Origin of the sequence: Micromonospora sp. NPDC007220 (assembly GCF_040634035.1) — a bacterium.
In the GTDB taxonomy this organism is placed as follows: domain Bacteria; phylum Actinomycetota; class Actinomycetes; order Mycobacteriales; family Micromonosporaceae; genus Micromonospora; species Micromonospora reichwaldensis.
In genome coordinates, this window is the sequence record NZ_JBEYEU010000001.1 from 1,250,554 (window position 1) to 1,272,480 (window position 21,927).

General features: G+C 69.3%; 16 protein-coding genes and 1 tRNA gene. 3 read left to right on the forward strand and 14 right to left on the reverse strand.

Annotation, left to right across the window (positions count from 1 at the left end):
* Positions 1 to 121 precede the first annotated feature (121 nt).
* Positions 122 to 1,399, reverse strand: a complete 1,278-nt coding sequence (locus tag ABZ573_RS05925) for an Ig-like domain-containing protein (RefSeq protein ID WP_358115947.1) — start codon at positions 1,397 to 1,399, stop codon at positions 122 to 124.
* A 187-nt stretch (positions 1,400 to 1,586) separates the two neighbouring features.
* On the opposite strand from ABZ573_RS05925, the gene ABZ573_RS05930 reads away from it, so the two are divergent.
* Positions 1,587 to 1,662: transfer RNA gene (locus tag ABZ573_RS05930), tRNA-Lys, on the forward strand.
* A 293-nt stretch (positions 1,663 to 1,955) separates the two neighbouring features.
* Here the strand turns inward: ABZ573_RS05930 and ABZ573_RS05935 are convergent.
* From ABZ573_RS05935 to ABZ573_RS05980, 10 genes are all read right to left on the reverse strand, one after another.
* Positions 1,956 to 3,956 carry a hypothetical protein gene (locus ABZ573_RS05935; RefSeq protein WP_358115950.1) on the reverse strand — a complete coding sequence of 667 codons (2,001 nt, stop codon included), beginning with the start codon at positions 3,954 to 3,956 and terminating at the stop codon, positions 1,956 to 1,958.
* Positions 3,953 to 5,107: a 5'-methylthioadenosine/S-adenosylhomocysteine nucleosidase gene (locus tag ABZ573_RS05940; protein WP_358115953.1), complete on the reverse strand. Its 1,155-nt coding sequence runs from the start codon at positions 5,105 to 5,107 to the stop codon at positions 3,953 to 3,955. Before ABZ573_RS05940 ends, ABZ573_RS05935 begins: the two co-directional genes overlap by 4 nt.
* Positions 5,104 to 5,829 carry an NUDIX domain-containing protein gene (locus ABZ573_RS05945; RefSeq protein WP_358116158.1) on the reverse strand — a complete coding sequence of 242 codons (726 nt, stop codon included), beginning with the start codon at positions 5,827 to 5,829 and terminating at the stop codon, positions 5,104 to 5,106. The genes ABZ573_RS05940 and ABZ573_RS05945 overlap by 4 nt, the downstream gene beginning before the upstream one ends.
* A gap of 287 nt (positions 5,830 to 6,116) precedes the next feature.
* Positions 6,117 to 6,920, reverse strand: coding sequence for a DISARM system phospholipase D-like protein DrmC (gene drmC, locus ABZ573_RS05950; protein WP_358115956.1), 804 nt, complete (start codon positions 6,918 to 6,920; stop codon positions 6,117 to 6,119).
* Positions 6,917 to 8,755 carry a DUF1998 domain-containing protein gene (locus ABZ573_RS05955; RefSeq protein WP_358115959.1) on the reverse strand — a complete coding sequence of 613 codons (1,839 nt, stop codon included), beginning with the start codon at positions 8,753 to 8,755 and terminating at the stop codon, positions 6,917 to 6,919. The genes drmC and ABZ573_RS05955 overlap by 4 nt, the downstream gene beginning before the upstream one ends.
* Positions 8,752 to 12,255, reverse strand: coding sequence for a DISARM system helicase DrmA (drmA, locus tag ABZ573_RS05960; RefSeq protein ID WP_358115962.1), 3,504 nt, complete (start codon positions 12,253 to 12,255; stop codon positions 8,752 to 8,754). The genes ABZ573_RS05955 and drmA overlap by 4 nt, the downstream gene beginning before the upstream one ends.
* A gap of 86 nt (positions 12,256 to 12,341) precedes the next feature.
* A complete protein-coding gene (locus ABZ573_RS05965) occupies positions 12,342 to 13,121 on the reverse strand; it encodes a hypothetical protein (protein ID WP_358115965.1) in 780 nt (259 codons plus the stop codon).
* Positions 13,081 to 14,079 (reverse strand): DNA-processing protein DprA, encoded by a 999-nt coding sequence (locus ABZ573_RS05970; protein WP_358115968.1) that lies wholly within the window; start codon positions 14,077 to 14,079, stop codon positions 13,081 to 13,083. The genes ABZ573_RS05965 and ABZ573_RS05970 overlap by 41 nt, the downstream gene beginning before the upstream one ends.
* A 77-nt stretch (positions 14,080 to 14,156) precedes the next feature.
* Complete coding sequence (locus ABZ573_RS05975) at positions 14,157 to 15,380, reverse strand: helix-turn-helix domain-containing protein (RefSeq protein ID WP_358115971.1); 1,224 nt, start codon at positions 15,378 to 15,380, stop codon at positions 14,157 to 14,159.
* On the reverse strand, positions 15,377 to 15,520 hold the full coding sequence (locus ABZ573_RS05980; RefSeq protein WP_250101589.1) for a hypothetical protein: 144 nt from the start codon (positions 15,518 to 15,520) through the stop codon (positions 15,377 to 15,379). The genes ABZ573_RS05975 and ABZ573_RS05980 overlap by 4 nt, the downstream gene beginning before the upstream one ends.
* 212 nt (positions 15,521 to 15,732) lie before the next feature.
* Here ABZ573_RS05980 and ABZ573_RS05985 point away from each other — a divergent pair, with 212 nt between their 5' ends.
* Entirely contained in the window at positions 15,733 to 16,581 is an 849-nt protein-coding gene (locus ABZ573_RS05985; RefSeq protein WP_358115975.1) for a helix-turn-helix transcriptional regulator, read from the forward strand.
* Positions 16,571 to 16,759 (forward strand): DUF397 domain-containing protein, encoded by a 189-nt coding sequence (locus ABZ573_RS05990; protein WP_358115978.1) that lies wholly within the window; start codon positions 16,571 to 16,573, stop codon positions 16,757 to 16,759. Before ABZ573_RS05985 ends, ABZ573_RS05990 begins: the two co-directional genes overlap by 11 nt.
* A gap of 53 nt (positions 16,760 to 16,812) precedes the next feature.
* Here ABZ573_RS05990 and ABZ573_RS05995 read toward each other — a convergent pair whose 3' ends face one another.
* From ABZ573_RS05995 to ABZ573_RS06005, 3 genes are all read right to left on the reverse strand, one after another.
* Complete coding sequence (locus tag ABZ573_RS05995) at positions 16,813 to 17,319, reverse strand: hypothetical protein (protein WP_358115981.1); 507 nt, start codon at positions 17,317 to 17,319, stop codon at positions 16,813 to 16,815.
* A complete protein-coding gene (locus ABZ573_RS06000; RefSeq protein WP_358115984.1) occupies positions 17,298 to 17,801 on the reverse strand; it encodes an HIRAN domain-containing protein in 504 nt (167 codons plus the stop codon). Before ABZ573_RS06000 ends, ABZ573_RS05995 begins: the two co-directional genes overlap by 22 nt.
* A gap of 78 nt (positions 17,802 to 17,879) precedes the next feature.
* Positions 17,880 to 21,923, reverse strand: coding sequence for a DNA methyltransferase (locus ABZ573_RS06005; protein WP_358115987.1), 4,044 nt, complete (start codon positions 21,921 to 21,923; stop codon positions 17,880 to 17,882).
* Positions 21,924 to 21,927 lie beyond the last annotated feature (4 nt).

Below are 21,927 nucleotides of genomic sequence, written 5' to 3' on the forward strand. Positions count from 1 at the left end.
GGCAGCGGGCTCCCGGGGCGTCGCCGGCGTCGCGGGCCCGGAACGGCGGCGCGGCAGGGCCACGAAGACGGCGACCGGCCCGCGGGTGCGGGCCGGTCGCCGGATCGTCGGTGGGCGTGCCTCAGAAGGCCGATCCCTCGCCGGCCTCCGGCACCGGCACCGCGCTGCCCTTGACGAACTCGGACCAGCTCTGGCTCCACGCCGTCCAGCCGTTGCCCGGCGCCAGCTTGCGCTCGGTGCCCTTGATGGTGATCGGGTCGCCCACCTTGGTCTTCCCGAACAGCCAGCGGGCGTTCGCCATGGAGACGTTGACGCAGCCGTGCGAGACGTTCTGCCGGCCCTGCACGTGCTCCGACCAGGGCGCCGCGTGGATGTACTCGCCGCCCCAGGTGAGCCGCTGGGCGAAGTCGATCTCCGTCACGTAGCGGTTCGCCGGGTCCGGATCGTCGCGGGTGTCGAAGACCGTGGACTCCTTCTTCTCCATCACGACCATCGTGCCGCTGGAGGAGGGGGTCTTCTTCTTGCCCAGGCTCACCGGCAGGGTGCGGACCACCTGGCCGTCCTCGTACACCGTCATCTTCTTGGTGGCGTTGTCCACCTGCATCTCGAACGCCCGGCCGATCTTGGCGGTCGCCGCACGGTCGACGTTGCCGTAGCGGCCGTTGCTCAGCGGGATACCGGCCAGTGCGATCCGGACGGTGAGCGTGGTGCCGGCCTTCCAGTACTCCGGTGCGCGGTAGTAGGCCTGGGTGCCGTTCTCCACCCAGTGCCAGGCGCCCGGCTGCGGCGGATCGGTCTGCACGAACATGCGCTTCTGCACCGCCGCCCGGTCCTTCTTCGGGATCCCCGGGTGGAACTCGGTGACCACCGGCATCGCCACGCCGTAGGTCTTGTCGTCGAAGAGGTAGAGGCCGGAGCTGATCACCGACTTGGGCTTCGCCATCGTCGTGAAGGTGCTCTTGCCCTGGCTGGTCGTCCCGTCGGAGCCGGTGGCGGTGACCGTGGCCGTGTAACGGGTGCCGTACTTCAGCGGCTTCGACGGCACCCAGGACGAGCCGTCGGCGCGCAGGCGCCCCTCGACCTGGCCGCCGTTGGCGGCGGCCAGCGTGACGCTGGACACCTTCCCGCCGCCGGGCACCTCAGCGCTGATCTCGGAGCTGACCGGCCGGTTCTTCCCCCCGTCGGCCGGGCTGACCGTCAGCGGCGGACCGCTCGGCGCGGCCGGGGTGCCCGGCTCGGCCGCCGTACCCGCCGCACCCGGGGTGGCGGACGTGGCCGGCGCGGTGCCGCCGACGAACTCCGCCTGCTTCTTCTGCTCCGCGCCGCAGCCCGTCAGAGCCAGCGACGCCACCAGGCCGAGGGCGCCCACCATCGCCCCGGCCCGCGCGAACATGCCCATCCCCACCTCTGTTCTCGCGTACCTGGCGCACATCGTGCCGCATGGTCGCCGCTTGTCCGCCCCCTGTCCTCGTCCGCCCGGCCGTTTCGTCCACGATTGCCCGGTAAGCTCGGCCGAAGGGGGGAGCCGGGGATCGGATTGGAACCCCCCTCGGGAGGCATGCTAATCTTCTCCCCGTTGCCAACGAGCGCCGCTAGCTCAACTGGCAGAGCAGCGGACTCTTAATCCGCGGGTTCGGGGTTCGAGTCCCTGGCGGCGCACCAGCAATAAAGGCCTTGGCCTGGTGGTTCACACCAGGCCAGGGCCTTTTTCGTGTACATCGGTGGTGGGTGGGTGCTCGGGAGCCGTTGACCTGCTCGGCGTCGGTTGGACGTGGTCCAGCCGGCACATCGTCGGCTGTCTTGAGCCGGGCGGGCCCCGGTACGGCGGATGCTCCGCCGGGCAGGGAACCGTTCGACTCGGAGGGCCGGAGACATCGGCGGCTGATCGTCGAAGGGGCTTAAGCGGCACCCCGGGCTCCGGCCCCGTCGGTGTGGTCGGCGGGCGTCATTTTCGGTCAGTCGAACAAGTCCCGCATGACGGAGATGAACCTTTCTTCCCGCTTCCGGCCGCGTTGCCGTTCCCGCTGGATCCATTCCTTGCCCTCAGCGGCGACACCCTCCAGGACGTGCAGGGTGGTCGTGAGGCCGCTGGCGTCCAGGGCTGCTTCCGACAGGGTCAGCGGGTTCTCACCGTCCTGCAGCTTGTCCGTGCTGGCCTCGGTCACGTTGACCGTGGTGAGTTCGCCGTTGACCAGCGCCAACTCGAAGGTCCGGGCTTGTTTGTCCGACTCGGCCACCCGTACGGCGGCCACGGCCTCGAACCGGTAGTTGGCCCGGCGCAGGTTATGGAAGGTCGCCTGCTCGAAGTCGAGCTGGGCACTCATCTGCCGCACGCCGTCAGGGGTGAGCAGGAACACCAGCAGTTCGTACCGGCCGTACCGCCAGGGGCCGTTACGGACCCGTCCTCGTTTCATGTAGGGCTTGGCGGGTGCCTCGATGACCGCGTAGGCGATCACGTCGGTTGGGCGGAGCTTGTAGTGCGCCATCGCCTTGTCGATCAGGAGTCGGCAGTCGCAGTCCAGCCAGGCCGCCATCTCCGCGTCCTCGGGCTTACTGGCAAGTTTGCGCGTCCACCGCTCGTGGGCCGCCCAACTGTCGGCCATCCGCTGGTCGTGCTCCGTCTGGTCAGCGGCGAAACGTCGCCTTTCGAGCACGATCCGGGACCAGCCCCGCACCGCGGGCCAAGCGGCGACGAGCAGCATGACCGTGGCGGCCGCACCGGTGAGAGGCTTCTGCGGCAGCGCGGTGGCGATCACCAGCAGCGAGCAGGCCGCCGCGACGAGGCCGCCGAGGACGACGAGTGCACGGATACGGACCGGGGTGCGCAGCTGCTCGCGGTAGGCCCACAGGGTGCCGTTGGTCCACCGAGTCTTGAGGTCGCCGACGCGGTGGCGGATCAGCCAGGCGATCTCCTTGTCACTGACCCGGGTCTCCCGGTAGACCTCGACGATCTCGTCCCTGAGGTGGCGGCGAATGCCGGCGGTCAGATTCAACCACTCGGCCCGGTCGATTCCCTCGGGGACGTACCGTCCGGCGTACTGCTTGAAGAGCCGGTCGACCCGGTTGGCGAAGCCACCGGACGGGGCGGCCTTCCGCTGCTGGGGAGGCCGGTGCACGGAGTCCTTGGCCCGGCGCCGTTCCACGTTGGAGCGCCACGCGACACCATGGACCGCGCAGAGGTAGCCGGCTCCGATCGACAGCAGCAGAGCCAGTATCGGTCCGACCCGGCCGGATGTGAGAACGACCCAACACAGCCAGCCAGCCGCCGCGGCGGCCACCGCTGTCGTAACGACCGCCAGGGCGACGTCCCGGCCGCTCGTGGCCGGGGGGACGGGCTGCCGGGCGCGTGGGTTCGCGGGCGCCGGGTAGAAGAAGCGCCACACCCGCTCAGAGCGACCGTTGGCGCGTTGCGCGTTCTTGGCGTCGGCCACGCTGATCGTCCACATCTCGTCCTCGACCGGGCCGCTGAGGAACAGCTGGAGATGCCGCACGATCTTTTCCCGGAGCAGCGGGTCCAGACTGGCGAGCTCCTTGCGGACGAGCCGGCGCAGCTCCGGTTGCTGAGAGTCCAGGGCATCCAGTAGCCGGCTGATGACCCGTAGTCCGTCCGCCCAGACGTCCTGCCTGTGCAGCGGGAGCCGGCCTCGGGCCGCGCCCAGTTTGGTGATGTCCTCCTCGGACAATTGACGCAGGGTTCGGCCGCTCATTATGGCCAGCAGCCAGTGGAACCACGCCTCACTGCTGGTGTGTCCGCTCATCAGAACGTCGTAGATGAGTTCTCCCGCCTTGTGGGGCATTCCGCCGTTGAGGTAGTTCACGCCGACCCGCAGCTTCTCCTCCGGTCCCGCGCCAGGTGGGAGGAAGTAGACGGCGATGTTGCCGTGCACCGATTCCGCCTGGACGCCCACGTTCGGGGCGTTGTCGTGGACGGGCATGGTGACGTGCCGCGCCGTCACAGCGCGCCCTGGCTTATCGCAATGACGGCGGCGACCTTCGCGGCCAGTTCGGCCACGTCCCCGACCAGCCCGCGAAGCCGTTTGAGTGCCACCACCAGTTTGCTACCGTCGCGCGGGTCGTCGAGCGCTTTGTCGGCGGCGGTGAGTTCGGTTTCGGCCGCCTCGTAGGTCGGCTGATCCAGGTGCCCCAACCGGTGCGCCCGCCACAGCTCGTCCCGCAGCTCGGCGAGCTGGGTGGGCAGATCCGAGGGTGCCGATGACGGCGCGCTACCCACCCAGACGTTGCCGTGAATGTGACCCGCCTGTACGCCCACCTGCGCCGCACCGCTGGCGGTATTGTTCACCGTCGGGCTCATCGTCGGGTTCCTCCTCGGCTCGGCCTGGGTTCGGGTTGAGCTGCAACGTGCCTCCCGCGCCAGTTCGACGGCGAGGGTGGTGGCGAAAGCGGCGGCGTTGGCCACTGCCTTCGGCTGCCAGCTGGCGCCGTCGGTCTTGGTCTTCGTGCCGTCGGCGCGGTCGCTAATGCCGCGCACCACGACGACCGGCGAGCCGTTGAGGTGGCCGGCCTGGGCGACGCCGGCCGCTTCCATCTCGATGGCCATCGCGTCGTTGTAGTGCTGCCGCACCCACCGGGCGTGGTCGGACACCGTGGAGTCCTGCACCACCTCACCGGCGGCGATCGGCCCGAAGTGCACCTGGGGAGCCGTACCATCCGAGGCCAGTTGCGAGGTCCAGGTGCCGGTCCGTTTCAAGTGCCGCGCGATCTGGTCCGGGCCGTGGGGGATCTCCCACACCCGCGGCCGTGCCTTGAGACCGTCGTCCTCGCTCGTGCCACCGTGGTAGGCGTAGACGTGCGTGGCGACGACGACGTCGCCGAGCGCGAGTTTCGGTCGCAGCGCACCCGCCACACCGACGAACAGCACCGCGACCGGATCGAACTCGGCGATCGCCCGTTCGGCCAGCACGGCCGCCGGATGGTTGCCCTTGCCAACGAGGCCGAGGGCCACCCGGCAACGACGATCGGCCAGCCAGCCGATCTCGAACCGGGTTCCCGCCCGGTGCCGGTGCAACTGTGGGTCGGTCAGTTTCTCGCGGACCGCCTGGTATTCCAGGTCAAGTGCGGTCAGGATCACCACGACGGCGTCTGTCACAGGTCTTCTCCTCCTTCAGTACGGTCCGGGCGGACCATGGGCGGATACAGGACAGTGGTCGGGCCGGCATGGAAGAGGCGGGCAGGCCGCCCGCCTTCTGTCTTCCTGACGGGTCCCGCCGGATTCACGAAACCGGGTACGCCCTGCACCTTGCGGTAGAAATTGCGGGCGTCGAGGCGGGTGTCCCACACGGCTTCGTAGACCTGTTGCAGCTCGGAAAGGGTGAAGGTCGGCCCGCAGAAAGCGGTGGCGAGGGCGGTGCTCTCCAACTTGGCGCGGGCGCGGTCCACCCCGTCGCTCACGATCCGCAGGTGGTCGAAGGCGAGGGGAACTGATGTGTCGAGCACCTGGTCGACAGGTGTCCAGCGGGCGTCTGCGGCATCTGTGCCCGCCACCGGTTCCGGAAGCCGGGGAGCGATCGCCAGGTGGGCTACGGAGACAACCCGACCACGGGGGTCACGGCCCGGGTCGCCGTAAATCCCGAGCTGCTCGAGGTGCAACGTCCCAGCGTCGAGACCGGCCTCCTCGGACAACTCCCTCGCCGCCGCGGCCAGGATGTCCTCCGAGCGGTCGCGGAGAAAGCCGCCGGGCAGGGCAAACGCCCCCTGGTACGGCTCGTGACCACGCTCCACCAGCAGAACATGGAGACGGTCCTCGCGCAGGGTCAAGATCACCAGGTCCACCGTGAGCAGCACGCTTGATGACTGCCATCGATCTCGCATGCCGCTCACGCTACCTTCTTGTCAGATCGACAAGAAGTACCTGCGGCGGGAAATTTGCTTCGTGTTGCCGGGCCTGTGTCGAGAGCGGGCGCCAAGGCTTGAGGCTGATGGTTCGACGATCTTGCAGTTCCGGTGGTCGAGAGGTAGCGAGGCCCCTGGCTTGACCGCATGATCAAACGCGCGGGCCGAACATCGGCCCGCCGCACCTACAGGGCCACCGGCAGCATCGACGTCATCACCAACACACCTTGACCGGCCAGCAGCCGCCCTAACTGAACGCGTGGGTATCAAATGAGTTGCTGCAACACGCCGGTACGGGGATCGGTGAGGGCCTGAAAGTGCGCGACGAGTTTTCGCGCCACCTCCGGATCGTGGAGCACCACGCCGACCTCGATGTTGTGAGACAGCGCCCGGTCGGTGAGGTTGGCGCTGCTGATCAACGCGACCCTGCTGTCGGCGGCGATGAGCTTCGCGTGCAACGCAGCGTGTGAGTTTCCACTGGCGGCTCGTCGTGCGGCCGGCCAGTGCCAGAACGTTGCCTGGTGACGGAGAGCCGCGAAGGTGAGGGCGGCCCCGGCGGATCCCCGTAGGGCACCGCCGTCTTCGGCTGAGCTTTCCAGGATCAGGTCGATGTGTACGCCTCGGAGGGCTGCGGACCGCAATTCGGCAACCACCTCGGCGACCCCGTACGCGGCGAAGCTCGCCACGAGCAGCCTGCTCCGGGCCGCCCGGATGACCTCGACGACCACGGAGCTGGTGAGCCGTACCGGCACGGCTGCGCTGGTCGGCCCGCTGACCGCCAGCTCGGTGCGCCTCGCATCCGCGCGCCCTTGCATGAGAGCGGCGCTGCGCAGAGCGAGACCGACCGCTGAACCGGGAAGGTCGGGCGCCTCCGTCCGCCAGCTTCTCATCAGTCGTTCCACGTGGGTGCCGACCGAGAATCCGGGCCGGGCGCCGACCAGTTTGGCGGCTACGGCGCTGTCGCCGGGCGTGTCCACGTTCATCAGCGCACTGGCCCAGGCGGCGACATGATCGGCGGGGATGTTGGTGGCGATGTCGGCTATCACCGCCACGAACCGCTCGTAGCTCATCGGGCGAAGAACCCGGAGCCGGGATCGTTGAGGGTGTCGACCAGCAGGGCCCGGTCGAGGTAGTGATTGCCGCGCTCGCAGGAGGTCTCGGCGGCGAAGAGGCAGGCGTGGCAGGCGGCCGCAGAGAGGCGGGCGTGCACGGTCGGGTCGTGTTCCGCGCAGAGCGGGTCCGAGCTGCACAGCCGGGCGGCTTCCAGGGCACGCCTGACGAGCGATCCCAGTCTGTCCTTTCGCCCCAGGGAGACCAGGCCGCCGAGGGTGCCCTCGCTGTCGGGTGCCGAGGTGTAGAGAAGGATTCCGGCGGCGGGAGCCTCGTCCGTCCCGGCGTAGATGCGCTCGCCGATCCCGGCGGCACTGTATCCGCATTCCAGGGCCAGCTCACGGATGAGCACGTGGGCGAGGGTGTGCAGCAGGACGTACCGGAGGCCCGGCCACGGTGCCTGATCCAGCCCGCGTTGGGCCCGCCAGCGGTCGTGGGCGCGGACTAGTAGCTGTTCGCGTCGCTTGACGTCCGGTCGGTGTTCCCACTCGACGAGGCGTTCCTCGTCAAGGCGCAGGAAGATCCCTTCGCCCCGCATCTCGGCGCAGGGCAGCCAGGTCGGCTTGCCGATGGTCAGCGGCGCCCGCCGCACATCCGGTGTGTCGAGCACATCCCATTCGGGTGCGTCAATTCGGGTGAAGCCGTAGAGGGCAGAGACTTCCCGCAGCCGAGGGGCGAGGATCACCTCCCGGAGCCAGTGCCGGTGCTCAAGCGGAACCGGCTCCGGGCGGATGGTGAAGTCGGGAAGCTCGATGCGGGTGCCGGAGGTGAACGCCAGCCACTCGGGTTTGCGCAGGTCGTCGCTGTCGTCCGGCGTGTCGTCGGGCTCGGCCTTGCTGCGGCGCTGGATTGCTGCCCAGACCCGGTCGACGCCGTAGGGCTTCAGCTCGGACCAGCAACTCTGAGTCTGCATGATCATTTTGGCGGTGGCCGCGTCCAGTCCGGCGAGCATGCTCAGGTCCCGCCAGAGGTCGTCGACCACCTGGTCGACCGGATGCTCGGCCCGGGGAATGCTGAACACCCGTAGCTGCATGGCGAACCAGCTGTTGGTGGCGCCGAGGGCGAGTGTCCGCGCGGGCGCGTCGCAGGGCTCGTAGGTGTTGAGGTGGGGGTGGCGTCCGCGGCAGGCGGGTAGGGTCCGTTCGGCAAGCAGGCCGAGCGCCACCGACATCGGTCGGGAGGCCTTGCACTCGCAGGAGATGAAGATGTTGGCCGCCTCACCGGTGCTGCCGCGCTCGGCGAGCGTGAGCGAGTGACCGGCGCCTGGGTCCGTGCCACCGTGCGCGACGTACGACCAGGGAAAGTCGTCCAGGTGACCGTTGTCGCAGGCCAGCACGAAACGGGCCGGTACGGCGGTGGGCCGGGAGTTTCCGTTGCCTCGGCAGCTGTGCACGTAGCGGGCCCGGTCCGGCTGGTAGGGAGACGACAGAAGTTCGAACAGCCCGGAATCCGCCGGCGCTAGCCGGTTGCACCGGGTGTCCGAGCAGCGGAGCCAGGTGGGGAAGAGTGCCACCGGCACCCCCACCCGGGTCCAGTCGGCGAACAGGTCGGACGTCTCCGGCAGGTGCGGGGGAAGCCGAAGGCTTTCCAGTTGGCCACCGAGCCTGCGCCGGAGCGCCGTCAACAGCCGGTCCTCGGTGACCGGCAGCGAGTGGGTGAGATCCCAGTGGGCCAACCCGAGGGTCAGCACCGACAGGCTGGGCAGATCGGCGACCGAGCCGACGCCGTAGGTGTGCAGCAGCTGGTTGGGGCGCAACGCGCCGACCCGCAGGCTGCGTTGCTGTGGCCGGCTCATGAGGACGCCCCTGCGGCGCCGCCCCCGCTGGGCGGAACGAATGGTGGTGAGTCGTCACCGGTGACACCGAGTTGCAGTTGGAGCTGAATGCCGGGCTCCACGTCCCGTAGCGAGGTGGGACAGGTCGTCTGCACCCACCGGCCCTCATCCGGTCGATGCAGCAGCCCGGCGATGTCGTCGCTGTGGTACGGCTTGTCGTAGGCCAGCCGCCGGGCGGGCCGGGCCCGTTCCCGCGCCCACAGGTCGAGGCGGGCTTCGAGCTCGTCCTCCACCCGTTGACGGACGGTGTTGTCGGCGGCCACCTCGCTACGGCGCTTGAGGTATCGCACCACGTGGTCGGCGAGTCGACCGTGCCGGTCGAACTCGCGCGCCCGCAGATTGCCGTTGTAGGTGCCGTCCAGATTCCGGACCAGGGCCACCAGGACCCCGGTCAACCCCCGGTCGATGGCCCGCTCGGCGAACGGGGTCACCGACAGAGCCTCGACCTGCCGGTAGACGGTGGCGTGGAAGTGGTCGAAGCGCTCGAAGTGGGACAGGTCGCGCGGCCGGGCCCAGTTGAAGACGGTGAACACCAGGCCCGGTGCCTTCCGCCCGACCCGGCTTGTCGCCTGGATGTATTCGGCGGCGGACTTCGGCTGGTTGGCCACCACCATCACGCCAAGCCGCTCGATGTCGACGCCGACGGCGATCATGCTGGTGGCCAGGAGCACGTCGATCGGCCGGGGTGCACCCTTGGCCCGGGTGCCGTCGAAGCGCACCGCGAGCCGGTCCAGCAGCGGCCGGATGGCGTCCGACGGCATTCGGGAGGTCAGCTCCTCCAGGTACGGGTCGTACCGCCGGGCGAGCCCGCGCTCGTCGGCGCGGATGAGGCGGCTGGACACGTCGTCCTCGACCAGGCGGCGCATGCCGCCGAGGTCGCGCAGGCTGTTGAAGTAGCCGACCAGCGTCATGTAGGGGTCGGTGACCCGGTTGCGGCCGTACGTCTCGTGGAGCTTCTGCGCCGCGCCGAGCACGGAGACGTAGACCCGGATCAGGGTCGACCGGAGCCGGTTGCCGTGCGCGCAGATGCCGATGTAACGGCGTCCCGGGTGCTCCTCGGTCTCGCGCTGGCGGGCGAAGAAGCTGTCGGAGGCGTCCAACCCCGACGGCGGAAAGACCCGGGTACGCCGGTTGAACAGCGCGCCGATCTGCTGCTCGGCGCGACGCACGGTGGCGGTGGACGCGATCACCTTCGGCCGGGACCAGTGCCCGCGGACCGGTTCCCAACTGGCCAGCCGGTCCACCGCGGTTTCGTAAAGCCCGACCAGCGAACCGAGCGGCCCGGAGATCAGGTGCAGCTCGTCCTGAATGATGAGGTCGGGCGGACGCAACCCTGCGCAGGGGACGACCCGATTGCCCGGCCGGTGTCTTTTGCGCTCCCAGTCGGTCGATTCGAGGTCCTCGGTGAGATAGCCGTGTTGGTCGCAGCGCTTGCTGACCCGGCCGAAGAGGGCGGCGGTCTCGCCCTTCCAGGGCAGCTGGGCGAACTTGTCGACGGTGGCGATCACCAGCGCGGGCGGGTGCCGGTAGAGCTCCTCGTCGACCAGGATCACCGGCAGACCGACCTGCTCATCAGCCAGCGGGTAGCTGCCCACCCTGCTGAACGGGCACTCCACATCGGGGCAGAGCACCAGGGTCCGCCAGGGCTCCCGCTCCACCACGATGTCCTGGCCCGGGTTGATCCTGCTGCCGCACCACGGGCAACTGGTGAGCTGGTGGGGTGAGCCGATGCCCCGGTGCGACCGGCCCCGCCGCCGCTCGTCCAGCCACTCCTTCGCGTCCTGGGTGCGGTTCGGGGTGACCCGGCCGCCGACCCACAGCCCGATCCGGATCGGCGTCTCGCCCCAGGTCTGCGGGTCGGCGCGGCGCAGCGACTCCGCCGCGCAGATCAGGGTCGCGGCGCGCTCGAACTGCTGGATGGTGAGCAGCCGCAGGGTGTACCGCATCAGCACCGCGAGCCCGGCCTGGCCGGTCAACCCGCCGAAGTCCGGCTGGCGGCGGCGTACCCCGATGGTGAAGGCGGTGAGACCGAGGTACGCCTCGGTCTTGCCGCCACCGGTGGGAAACCAGAGCAGGTCGGTGACGGCGCGCTCGACGTCGTCGCCCCGTTCCGGATGCCGGGGGTCGGCCAGGGCCGGCAGGTTGATCAGGACGAAGGCCAGCTGGAACGGGCGCCACCGGCGGTTCTTCGGCTGATCGGCGTCGAGGACGGCCTGCTCCAGCGGGATGTTCGGGTGTTCCCGTCGCCGGGCGGCGACCACACTGTGCACACGTTGCAGGTACATCGCCCGGTTGGCGAAGCCGAACGCCTCGCGGGCCGTCGGGTCAGACGCGGCGAGCAGCCTGATGCCGGCGGTGATCCGGTCGGCCGCCTCCCGGGCGTCGCGCAGCGCCTCGCGTACCTGCGGGCCGTACTCGTCGAGTCGCCGCTGCGGGTCGGCGGCGGTCGCCTCGTTGCGGTCGATCCACGCCCGGTAGCCGGCGACGAGGGGCTGTAACGCCGCCGTGAGGGACTCGACCGGGCCGGCTGCCAACTCGGCGAGCCGCCGCATGTCCAGCTCCACGTCGGCCAACTTGGGCAGGTCGTCGTCCTGCTCGCTGCTGGGCACGTCGGTGAACGGCAGCTCGTGCGCGGGGACGGTCGTGGTGCGTACCTCATGGGCCCGCAACGGATCGGCGGAGGCCGGCTCGGCGTGGACGGCCGTGCCGTGCCCCACCGCGAACTCGGGGTGGAAACGGTAGGCCATCGCCAGCCGGCGCCGCTCCGCCTGGTCGGCGTCGTCGCCGCCGGTGACCTGCTCCGGACGGGGCACGAAAACCGGCTCGTCGTCCGTCGGGCCGGTCGCGGTCAACTCGACCTGGAAGATCCACTGCGTCGCCTGGCGCGGCGAATCGCTGTGCTCCCTGTTCTCCAGGAACAGCGAGACCAGCCAGACGTCGTCCAGCCGACGCACCCGACCCCGCACCACGACCTTCGGCTGTGCCGCGTCGACCGGCAGTGGGTCGATCAGCCCTTCGCGCAGGGGCACGGTGACCGTGCCGCCGCGCTGGTGCCGCCGCCAGACCCTGCTGCCGGCGTGCTCCGCTCGCTCGTCGATCCCGGTGTCGTAACTGCCCCAGGCGGCGGTGACCCGCAGCGCGGGGACCGACGGCGGCACGCTGGTGGTGAAGCCGAGCGCGGACGGCGCCAGGCTGGGCACGCTCGGCGCGGTCGGCTCGGGGCCTCCCTCCGCGGCGTCCGACGCGGTGGCCTCGGTGAAGGTGTCCTCAGTGGCCGGGTCGACGGACACGCCGTTGGGGGCGAGCCGCCCGAGAATGTAGCGGTCCAGCGGATTTTCCCTGGCTGAGAACTGCTCCGCCGGCCCACCGAGCGGCCCGTGCAGGTCGGCGATGACCATCTGTTGCAGCTTGTCGCGGATCACCCGCTCATCCGGTACGGCGAGCACGCTCTCCCCAGTCATGACAGCGACCGTAGCGTTTTCCCATGACATCGTGGGGGCGCTCGGTGTCGCCCTTCAAGGCGATCTCGACGGTCTACGGCTGCCCGTTAGTCGGCTTCAAGGACGCAGCGAGCGGTATCGAAGACTGGGCTGGTGATTGCGTCCATCAGCCGCCTTGCCGGAGGGTAGGTCGGATCCACATGGCGGCCGAGGACGACCGCGGCCACCGTGGTGGCACCTGCGGCTTTCAAGGCGTAGGCCAGTGACTGCACGCGGGCACCGGTCGTCCAGGTGTCTTCGAGGATCAGTGCGTGTACCGGCTCAGGTGACGGCGGCAGGGCCGGAGAGAACCAGTCGGCGTGAAAGTCGTGGTCGTCCGACCCGTAGCTGGGATTGACCGCGCTGACGATCCAGGGCAGGCGAAGCCGACCGCCGACAAGGTCGGTGAGCGGGTGTGGGCCGAGGCTGTTGCGGGTGCTGGGGACGGTGATGACATGAGTCGGCGACGCGCCGGCGCGGGCCGCCACGCAGTCAAGGTGGTCGCGCAGGAAGAGCAGCAGGAGGGCGAGCAGGCTCCGCTGTGCCTGCTCGGACCGGGCCGTTCCCTTGTACGTCCGGAGGTTGTGATGGTGCTGCCCGGTGCGCGGAGAGTAGGAGATCGGTAGCACCAGGTCCGCGAGTAGGCCCTTCGAGCGGGTCAGGTGGGACTGGCAGCGGAAACAGAGCGAATAGCCCTCGCCGCGCACCCCACGGCACGTGGGACAGATCCAGGCGTGCGCCGGTAGCGGGTTGCGCAGGTAGCCGCGCTGGACCTCGACGTACCTGCGGATGATGGTCCAGCGCTGGTCAGTGGAGGGCGAAGTCAGGGAAGGTCTCCAGGCCGGCATCGGTGGGCTGGTAGCTGAGGATGTCGTCGACGGCTTCCACCAGTTGCGCTGTCCCATGGACGACGTAGACGCCGGGATTGTCGGCGAAGGTTCTGGCCCAGCCGCACCGCATGACCTGACTGGTGAGGACGACGGGGCGCCCGTGCTGGAGCGCGAGCCTGGCCTGGATCCGTGCGCCGCTGGTCTCGCCTGCCTCGACGACGACAGTCGCGACCGCGTATCCGCTCATGATGGCGTTGCGCATGGGAAAGCTCTGCCGGCTCGGCGGGGCGTCGGGCCAGAACTGGGAGATCAGCAGGCCGACGTCGGCAATATGGTCTTGCAGGCGTCGGTTCTCTGCCGGGTAGTACCGGCGGATGCCGGTGCCGATAACCGCCACGGTGCGCCCGCCTGCCTCCAGCGCGGCGAGGTGAGCTGCCGTGTCGATGCCGCTGGCGAGCCCGCTGACCACGGTCACCCCGCGCCCCGCCAGGGTCGTGGCAACCGCCCTGGCGATCCGTAGCCCGTCGTCGCTTGCCCGGCGGCTGCCGACGACGGCCACCGCCCGGTCGCGCACCCGTAGGTCGCCTCGGCTGAACAGCAGCGGTGGCATCTCCCGGACGCCGAGCAGTTGAGCCGGGTAGGTGGCGTCGAAGAAGGCGTTGACGCCGATCCCCTCCGCCTGCCAGCCGGCGATCTCGGCGGCGGCGGCGTCGATCAGATCGGAGACCGATTCCGCGTCGGGGAAGAGCGTGTCGGAGCGGCCGACTGCACGGTCGAGGACCGCTCTGGCGCTGCCGTTCTCCTGGATGTCCAGGCCCGTCTCGGACCAACTCGTGTGCGGGCGGCGAAGGAGGGCGACCAGGGCGGCCCGCTCGATCATCGCCGTGTCCATGGACACGATCGTAGGCCCTGGCCTGCCGTCCTGGCTCGGCCATCCCGGCCGGTCTTGTTGATGACGATTCTCGACGGCCGGCACGTGTCGAACGTATGTTCGATCCGAGGTGGGGTCAAGGCGCGACTGACCGTGGACGAGCCGGGTGCTTCGGCGTGGGGTCATTGGTGGGTCAGGCCGACGCTGGTGGCGAGGCGGGTGATGTCGGCCTGGGCGGGGCCGGTGCGGAGGATGGCGGTCAGCGCGGCTCTGGCGGCGGGGCGGGTGCGGATCTCGGCGGGAGCGATGCGGTCGGCGGCGATCAGAGCCCGGCCGGCGGCTGCGGGATCGCCGAGGTCGAGGTGGGTGTGGGTGATGTCGATGAGGTGGGCGGCGCGGTGTTCGGCGGGAAGTAGCTGCCAGCCGGGGGTGGCGACGACCCGCCGATGGATGGTGACGGCATGGTGGTGGTCGCCGAGGCGAGTTGCGGCGAGGGCGCGGGCCAGTTCGACGGCGGTGGGGCCGAAGGCGTTGCCCTCGCGGTCGTGGTGTCGCTCGTCGTGGGCGCCTGCGAGGTGGGCGGCGCGTTCGGTGAGGCCGCGGGCTGCGGTGGCGTCCCGGTGGGTGGCGGCGGCGAGGGCGGCTTCGAGGAGCAGGGTCCCGGTCAGCCCGGGTTCGTCGGGCAGGAAGGCGCGCGACGGCGTCAGGTCGAGCTGGTTTACGGCGGTGAGCGCGGCGGTCGTGGCGAGTCGCCCCCGGCGCAGGGCGCGCAGTGCCTGGGCGAGGGAGATGGCGGCGAGACCGGTGCGGTACGGGTCGCCAGCGGCGGCGGTCATGGCGCGGTCGGCGGCGAGCCAGGCGAGGTGGGGCTTGCCGAGCTTGACCAGCGTCTGGGCGGTGAGTCGGTAGACGCGGACGGGCAGGTCCACGGTGGCCGCCTCCGTCGTCCGGGTGCGCCGGGTGGCGGCGAGCAGGTCGGGCAGGGTCCGTAGGACCTGCGGGTGGTTGCCGTTGCGGTAGGCGGTCCAGGCGTATCCGGCCTGGTCGTCGAGTTGCCGCGTCGTCGGGCAGTCGGCGTCGGGATCGGGATCGGGATCGGGTGGGTCGTGGCGGGCCAGCGCTGCCTGGATGCGTTCCACGGCGGCGTCGGTGTCGGTGACAGGTTCGCGGTGGGTCTTGCCGGTGAGCAGGATGGCCGGGGTGACGCCGAGGGCCGTGGCGACGGTCTGGATGACGGAGAGCCGGTCGAGGGTGCGTACGCCTCGTTCGACCTTGTCGACCCAGCTCTTCGACTTGCCGATCCGGTCGGCGAAGACCTGCTGACTCATGCCCCGCCGGGCCCGCAGCTCGGCCATCCGCCGCCCGATCGGCAGCTCGTCGCGGCGGTGTCGAACTGGCCCGGTCACCGGCCCCGGCCCGCCGGTGGGATGGCGTCGGTGGTCTCTCCGCAGCGGGGACACCACCGCGACTTGACCCGGAAGGCGAGCAACCCGAGCAGGAAGCCCGGCACCAGCCCACCGAACACGATCGACACGACTTCGGACATCACGAGGATCCTCGCTTTCGGGCAGCGCAGTAGATCTGGCGGTAGTGACCTTGGGTCGGACCAGCCGTGCACGGTGTGGTGATGTTCAGTAGCTTGCAGTAACTAGAGTTGCGCATCAAGTGATGCGAAGCAAGATTCGACGCGTGGATTGTCGACACGCCGCATGTGAGTCGAAGGCAAACGATCAAGTGATGTTGGCGCAGAATCAGGACATGCCTCGATTCATGCCCGCCACTCCCCGCTCCCGCCGGCTCGGTCGGGAGCTGCGCAAGCTCCGGGAAGCCGCAGGGCTGACCGGTGAAGGGGCGGCCGACCTCGTCCGCTGCTCGTCGTCACGGATCAGCCGGATCGAGTCCGGCGAGATCAGGCCCCGCGTCGGTGACGTGATGGAGCTGCTGGTCGCGTACGGCCTCAAGATCGACGAGGAGCCGGGGGAGTCGTTGCTGGAGCAGGCACGTGGCCTGCGCGAGGACGGGTGGTGGCAGCGCATCGGCGGCAAGTACGCCACCTACATCGCCTACGAGACCGAGGCCGTGGAGCTCAAGAACTTCGAGCCGATGCTGGTGCCCGGTCTACTTCAGACCGAGACGTACGCCCGTGAGGTCAACGTCATCGGCCGGGAGACCGACCCGGACGGCATCAAGCAGCGGGTCGACGCCCGGATGACCCGGCAGGAGGTGCTGCGCCGGCAGCCGACACCGCTGCGGATGCACGCCATCCTGTCCGAGGCGTCCGTGCGGACGGAGGTCGGCGGCCCCGACGTCCTGCGCGAGCAGCTCGGCCATCTGGTCGGGCTGAGCCGGCTGCCCAACGTCACGATCCAGGTGCTGCGTTTCGAGGCCGGGGCACACCTGGCGGACAGCAGCGGCTTCGCCCTGCTCACCTTCGAACAGGACGAGCCGCCGCTGGGCTACATCGAGACCCTGGCCGGCGAGCTGTTCCTTGAGTCGAACCGCGACCTGGCGCGACTGTCGGCGGCGTACGACAATCTGAGGACGCTGGCCATGTCGCCGGCCGAATCGATGAAGTTCATCAGGGAGCTGAGCGAGCATGGAGCGTAACGTCTGGCGCAAGTCGAGCCGGTCCGGCAGCAACGGCCAGTGCGTCGAGGTACGCGACCGGGGGCCGCAGGTCGACGTACGCGACTCCAAGGCCCCCGCAGCCGGCGTGCTGAGCTTCGACGCTGCTGCCTGGGACGCTTTCGTCAGCGGCATCAAGACGGACGGCGGTCGCTCCTGAGCTGAGGCGACGTGGCCGGCCTCAAGGCCGACGCGGCGAGCCGGCCGCCCGCCTTACTCCTGGACCCAGAACTGCCACCCCTGCGGTGCGGGGGGCCACGACGGATCGGGCCGCCAGCCCTGCGGCGGGACCCAACCCGTCGGAGGCGGCGGCCACTCCGGGGGCACGACGAACCTCCACCGCGCTGCCGTCGCCATCTCCTGGCTCGTTGACGATTCCGCCCGCTCGGCAGGATTGGTGCCCCGGGCGGTGGGTGGCGAATCCAGCCAGGCGTCCGACAGTTCGCTCGCCTTGGCCAGGTTGACCGCGATATCGGCCTTGACCCGGTTGCCCTTCAATACCGCACGGGCAGCGGTGGTCAGACCCTTGTCCCTCAGGTGACCGATCACCGGCAGATTCTCCGTGGACATGGCCGGGCTCAGGGTGCCGGCGGCCAGGCCGTTGATCCGGACCTCGACGAGGGTGCGGGTGGACCGGGCCCGCTGCACCTCGATCTCGTGCAGGGTCACGTACACCCAGGATTCCCCGCTCGGGCTGATCAGGGACGCGAGGTGCGACATGTGCTTCTCCTCGCGGTCACCTGGATGAAGCGGCCGGCGGGAAGCACGGTGTGTAGCTCCGACGGTGGCATGTTCGTCGGCACGATCATGTGCGGCTCGGCGAGGTCGATCCGCACGGAGGCAAAGAACGTCCGCTTACGTGGATCGTCCCAGTCCTCGCGTTCCTGTGCCCAGACCCGGGCCTGCACCTGAGGCGTCCAGCCCTGATCGATCAGTGCGGTGAGAACCGGCGAGAACTCCCGGGCCTGCTCCTTCGGAAGATGGCCGACCTGTTTACCGGAGCAGTGCACCTTCACGGCGTGCGGATCGTATCGGTTGGTCGGCTCCGGAATGAGCTGAGCTGGCACGGTCAGCTCGTTGTCGCCGTCCGGATCGAACGCCCGCCCGAACAGGGCGCGGATGTTCTTGGCGTAATGCGATTCGCCAGCGACTTCCTGCGCACACCAGCCGCGCTGGCCCCACAGATCAAATGTTCGGGTCACCGACGCAAGGTATCGCCTCGGCAACCCGAACTAGATTCATCTGAACGGCTGGGGTCGATGTCAGGCATCCGACACCGTTCAGAACAGGGCGTCTGGAAGGGGGAACAGGCCACCGTCCAAGGCAGGCGGCACGGAATCAGCTGCTCTAGCGGATCTGGGGCGCGGGGTGGTTCTGGTCTTCTTCCGCGCCTTGTGTCCAGTGGCAGGATGCAGCCCTCGGGCTTTTTCCTCCTCGTGGCGCTGGTGATTAAGATGGAGAAGGAAGTCCAGCATGTCGACTCGGGTGCTGGGTTCGATGGTGAACCGGATACCCTGCCGAGTCTTGTGGAACCCGTGTCTGAGCGCAAGGTTGAAGCCGTACGCCTTAGCTACCTCCTCGTCGATCTCGACGTGTATATCCCGCAAGCGTTGGATGTGCGTGTGAGTCACGTGCTTGTCGTGGATTAAGTCATAGAGCGCTGTTAAGCCCACTCCTTGCTCCAGCATGACTGATCGGCGATATGAATCGAGTTCTGCGCCGACTTTATGGAGGGATGAGATTGTAAATGGAAGAGCTAATTTCTCGCACGAGTCAGCGATTGTATACACTGCATCGGCTTTCATTGTTGAGCTGTTGCGCAAAGTCCAAGCGTGCTGGAAGATGCTTGCTCGGACGGCGAGGTCCCCGGGCGTGTTTTTCGCAAAAACGACCAGTTTTTGGTCGTAAACCTGCCCACTGTCAACAAGTGCGGGAATTTGGGTCCGGCTGGTTTGTGCAATAACTAGGACTTGGTTGAGTCCTTCGATGGCTGAGTACAGTTCCGGGGCAGACCTGGTGAATCTCCACCAAATCTCCCGACGTCTGCGATCCTTGTTGTTTTCCCGAAAAGGCTTGACTTCCCGTTCGACGATGGTGAAGCAATCGGGGTACTCTTGCGCACGCTCCAACGGCCAGTTGTGGAAATTTATTACCCATCGACGTGCAGCGCAGTCTGGCCATGTGTTGAGATCGTCACCATTGAGGTACGGAAAGAGGACATCCTTATTGCGGGGGTCTTTGGCGATTAATGCCTGAGCCTGTTCCGGTCGCAGAAAGAATCCCTTGCCTAGGATGTTGGATCCCTGGAATGCTTGTCTGGCGTTAGCTGTCAGGCGGTATGGGTTGCCGGTGACCCGGGTGCGGGGATCTAGCGATGGAGTGATGCCCGCTACTGATTGCCCATCGAGGATCGACTTTTCTCCCTCGGTGGTGTGGCCGACCCAGAGCATTGATACCTCCAGTGAGGCGGTGCCCGGCCACGGTTGCGACTTATTCGCCCGATAAATAGTCCAGCCCATGTCTACGGCCTGATCAAGGCCGACTCTGCGAGTGTTTCCTTGGGCGATCGTGTTGGTGGCAATGATGCCAACCCGGCCCTTGTTGGTAATGCTCAACTTGCGCAATAGGAAATAGGAGCAGATGTCAGCGCTGCCTCGCTGGCCCCGGCCGACTCGCTCGACCAGGTATTCCCGAACGTCTGGCCCGACGGCTTCCCCGATTCGTGTACCGCGAATAAACGGTGGGTTGCCGATGACGGCGTCGAAGCCGGCCCGGTTGACCACCTCGGGGAACTCCAGCGGCCAGTGCAGCGGCCGGATCGGCTCCGGCCGGGAGCCGCGTAGCCAGCCGGCGACGGTGATCTCGATTCGCTGCTCCAGTTCCGCGTCGTACGGCCCGTCGAGCAGGCGGTGCACGTCGTCGCTGATGTCGAGCAGGCGGTCGTCGTACTTCCGCTCGGTGTCGTCGGTGTCGTCCTCCGGGTCCCACGGGCGGCGCTGGACGCGGACGGCCGTGGAGAGCGCCGCGCCGACCACCGCGTCGGCGGCCAACCGCAGGTCCCGGCCCAGGTGCTCGACCTCGGTGAGCTTGGCGTTCTTGTCGGCGGCGTCCCGGGTGTCCTCGACCACCGTCGCGCCGATCGACTCGCGCAGGGCGGTCATCTCGTCGACGGTCCGGTGCAGCCGGCCGACCAGGTCGCCGAAGAAGCGGCTGTGCTGGAAGCGCCCCGCCTCCGGGTCGAGGTGGAAGGCGGTGAGCTGGTCGAGGGAGGTGATCCCGACCAGCGAGTCGCCGCAGCGCAGCGCGTGGTCGAGGAAGCCGAACGGCTTGCCTTTGGCCAGGGTCACCAGCCACAGCGAGAGTTTCGCCAGCTCCACGGCCATGTCGTCGCGGTCCACCCCGTAGAGGCAGCGGGCGGCGACGAGGCGGCGGGCGGCGAGCAGCAGGTCCTCCTGGTCCGGGTTGCCGTTGGCCAGGTCGGACAGCTCGGCGGGAAGCCCGTCGCGTTGCCAGGCCCGCACCACCACCTCGGCGAGGTAGCGGCAGGCCGCCACCAGGAACGCGCCGGAGCCCATCGCCGGGTCGAGCACCTTCAGCCGCAGCAGCTCGTCGGCGCTCTTCGCCCGCCACACCCCCTCGTCGGCGACGCCCTGGGCGGGGCCGGGGGAGAAGCAGAGCGGCGCGAGGGTGTGCCGGACGACCTCCTCGGCCAGCTCCCGGGGGGTGTAGTGGGTGCCGGTGTTGCGCCGGTCGCCGAACTGGGTGAAGAGCACCGAGCCGGCGGGGAAGACCGTGGGCAGGTCGCGCAGGTCGGCGCGGAGCAGCCCCCAGTACGGGCGTACCCGATCGGTCAGGTCGGCGTCGTTGTCGCAGGCCGCATGCAGCGCGGCAAGCTGATGCGGCGCGGGCGTCGCGGCCCTGGCCTTCTCCACCTGCCGGGCGGTGAGGTCGCAGCGGGCGACCAGCCAGACCCGCAGCTCCGCCTCGCCCTGGGCGGCCGCCGCCTCCAGCTCGGCCAGCGGCAGCTCCGGCTCGCGCTTACCGAGCAGCCCGACGTACGGCTCCCGCACCCGGGCGCAGGAGAACTCCAGCAGACCCTCGTAGACGTGGCCGAGCTGCTCGACGCCGAGGCTGGAGTAGCTGAGCTGCTCGGCGGCTTTGCCGCGGTGCCGCAGCACCAGCAGGGCGTCCAGCATCTCGTGCACCACCCGGTCGGTGACCGCCGCGTCGACCAGCCAGGGGAACCGTTCGGGATCGAACAGGGTCCCGCCATGGGCGGGGATGCGCAGGTCGGGGTGCTCGGAGCCGCCGTACACGGCGGCGAAGAGGGCGAGCAGCCGGGGCCAGGCGGCGGTGCGCCGGTCGCCGACCTCGTCGCCATGCAGGTCCCGGACCGCGCCGAGCTGGCCGTGCAGCGTGGACGCCGCGTACGCCTGCGCGTAGAGCGGGTCGGCCACCGGCAGCAGCCGCTGCTCCTCGGCGTAGAGCAGGAAGACCAGGCGCATCAGCACGGTCAGCGCGCCCTGGTAGATCTCCCGGTCGCTGACCTTGCCGAGCAGTTGCCCCTCGGACTCCCGGTCCAGCCGGGCCAGCTCGCCGACGAAGAGCTCCACCGCCCGGCGGACCTGGTCGCCCAGGGTGGTGGTGATCTGGGTGAGCGCCTCCGCGCTGCGCGCGAACAGGCCAGCGAGGCTGGCCGACGGGCGCCCGTCGGCGCCGGCCGGTGGGATGAGCACCCGGGACGCGGTGAGCAGCGTCGCGAAGGCGCGCAGCAGCGTCGGTTCCTCCAGCCAGAGGTCGGCGTCGAAGACACCCACCCCCGTTGGCTCGCCCCGGCGGGCGTGTACCAGCGCCCAGTGCTGCCCGTTGGTCACCAGCGCCAGCGGCACGCCGGTGTCCCGGCACACCTGGGCGGCCTGCTCGACCGGGGACGGCCGGCCACCCCGGGCGGCGGTGGGCGAAGCGTCGAAGGGCAGGCGGTGCACGTGCAGCCGGGCGGCCCGGCCGCCGCCGGGTTGCGGGCCGGACAGCACCGCGTCCGGCCGGAAGTCGCCGCTGCCGGCGACCCCGAACGTGTCATCGGTACGCGCGCTCGCCGGATAGCCCAGCAGCTCGCCGAGGATCAGCTCGACCCAGGCCGGGCCGAGCAGGTCCGGTGCCTCCTGCACCTCCGCCCAGCCCCGGCGGATCCGGTTCCGCGCGTCGTCCGGCACGGTGTCCAGCCCGTGCGGCAGCGCCTCGACGAGCACCGGCACCGTCAGGAACGGGCCTTCCGGGCGCAGCAGGCCCAGCCACTCGGCGTGCTGCTCGTCGACCTTCTGCACGGGC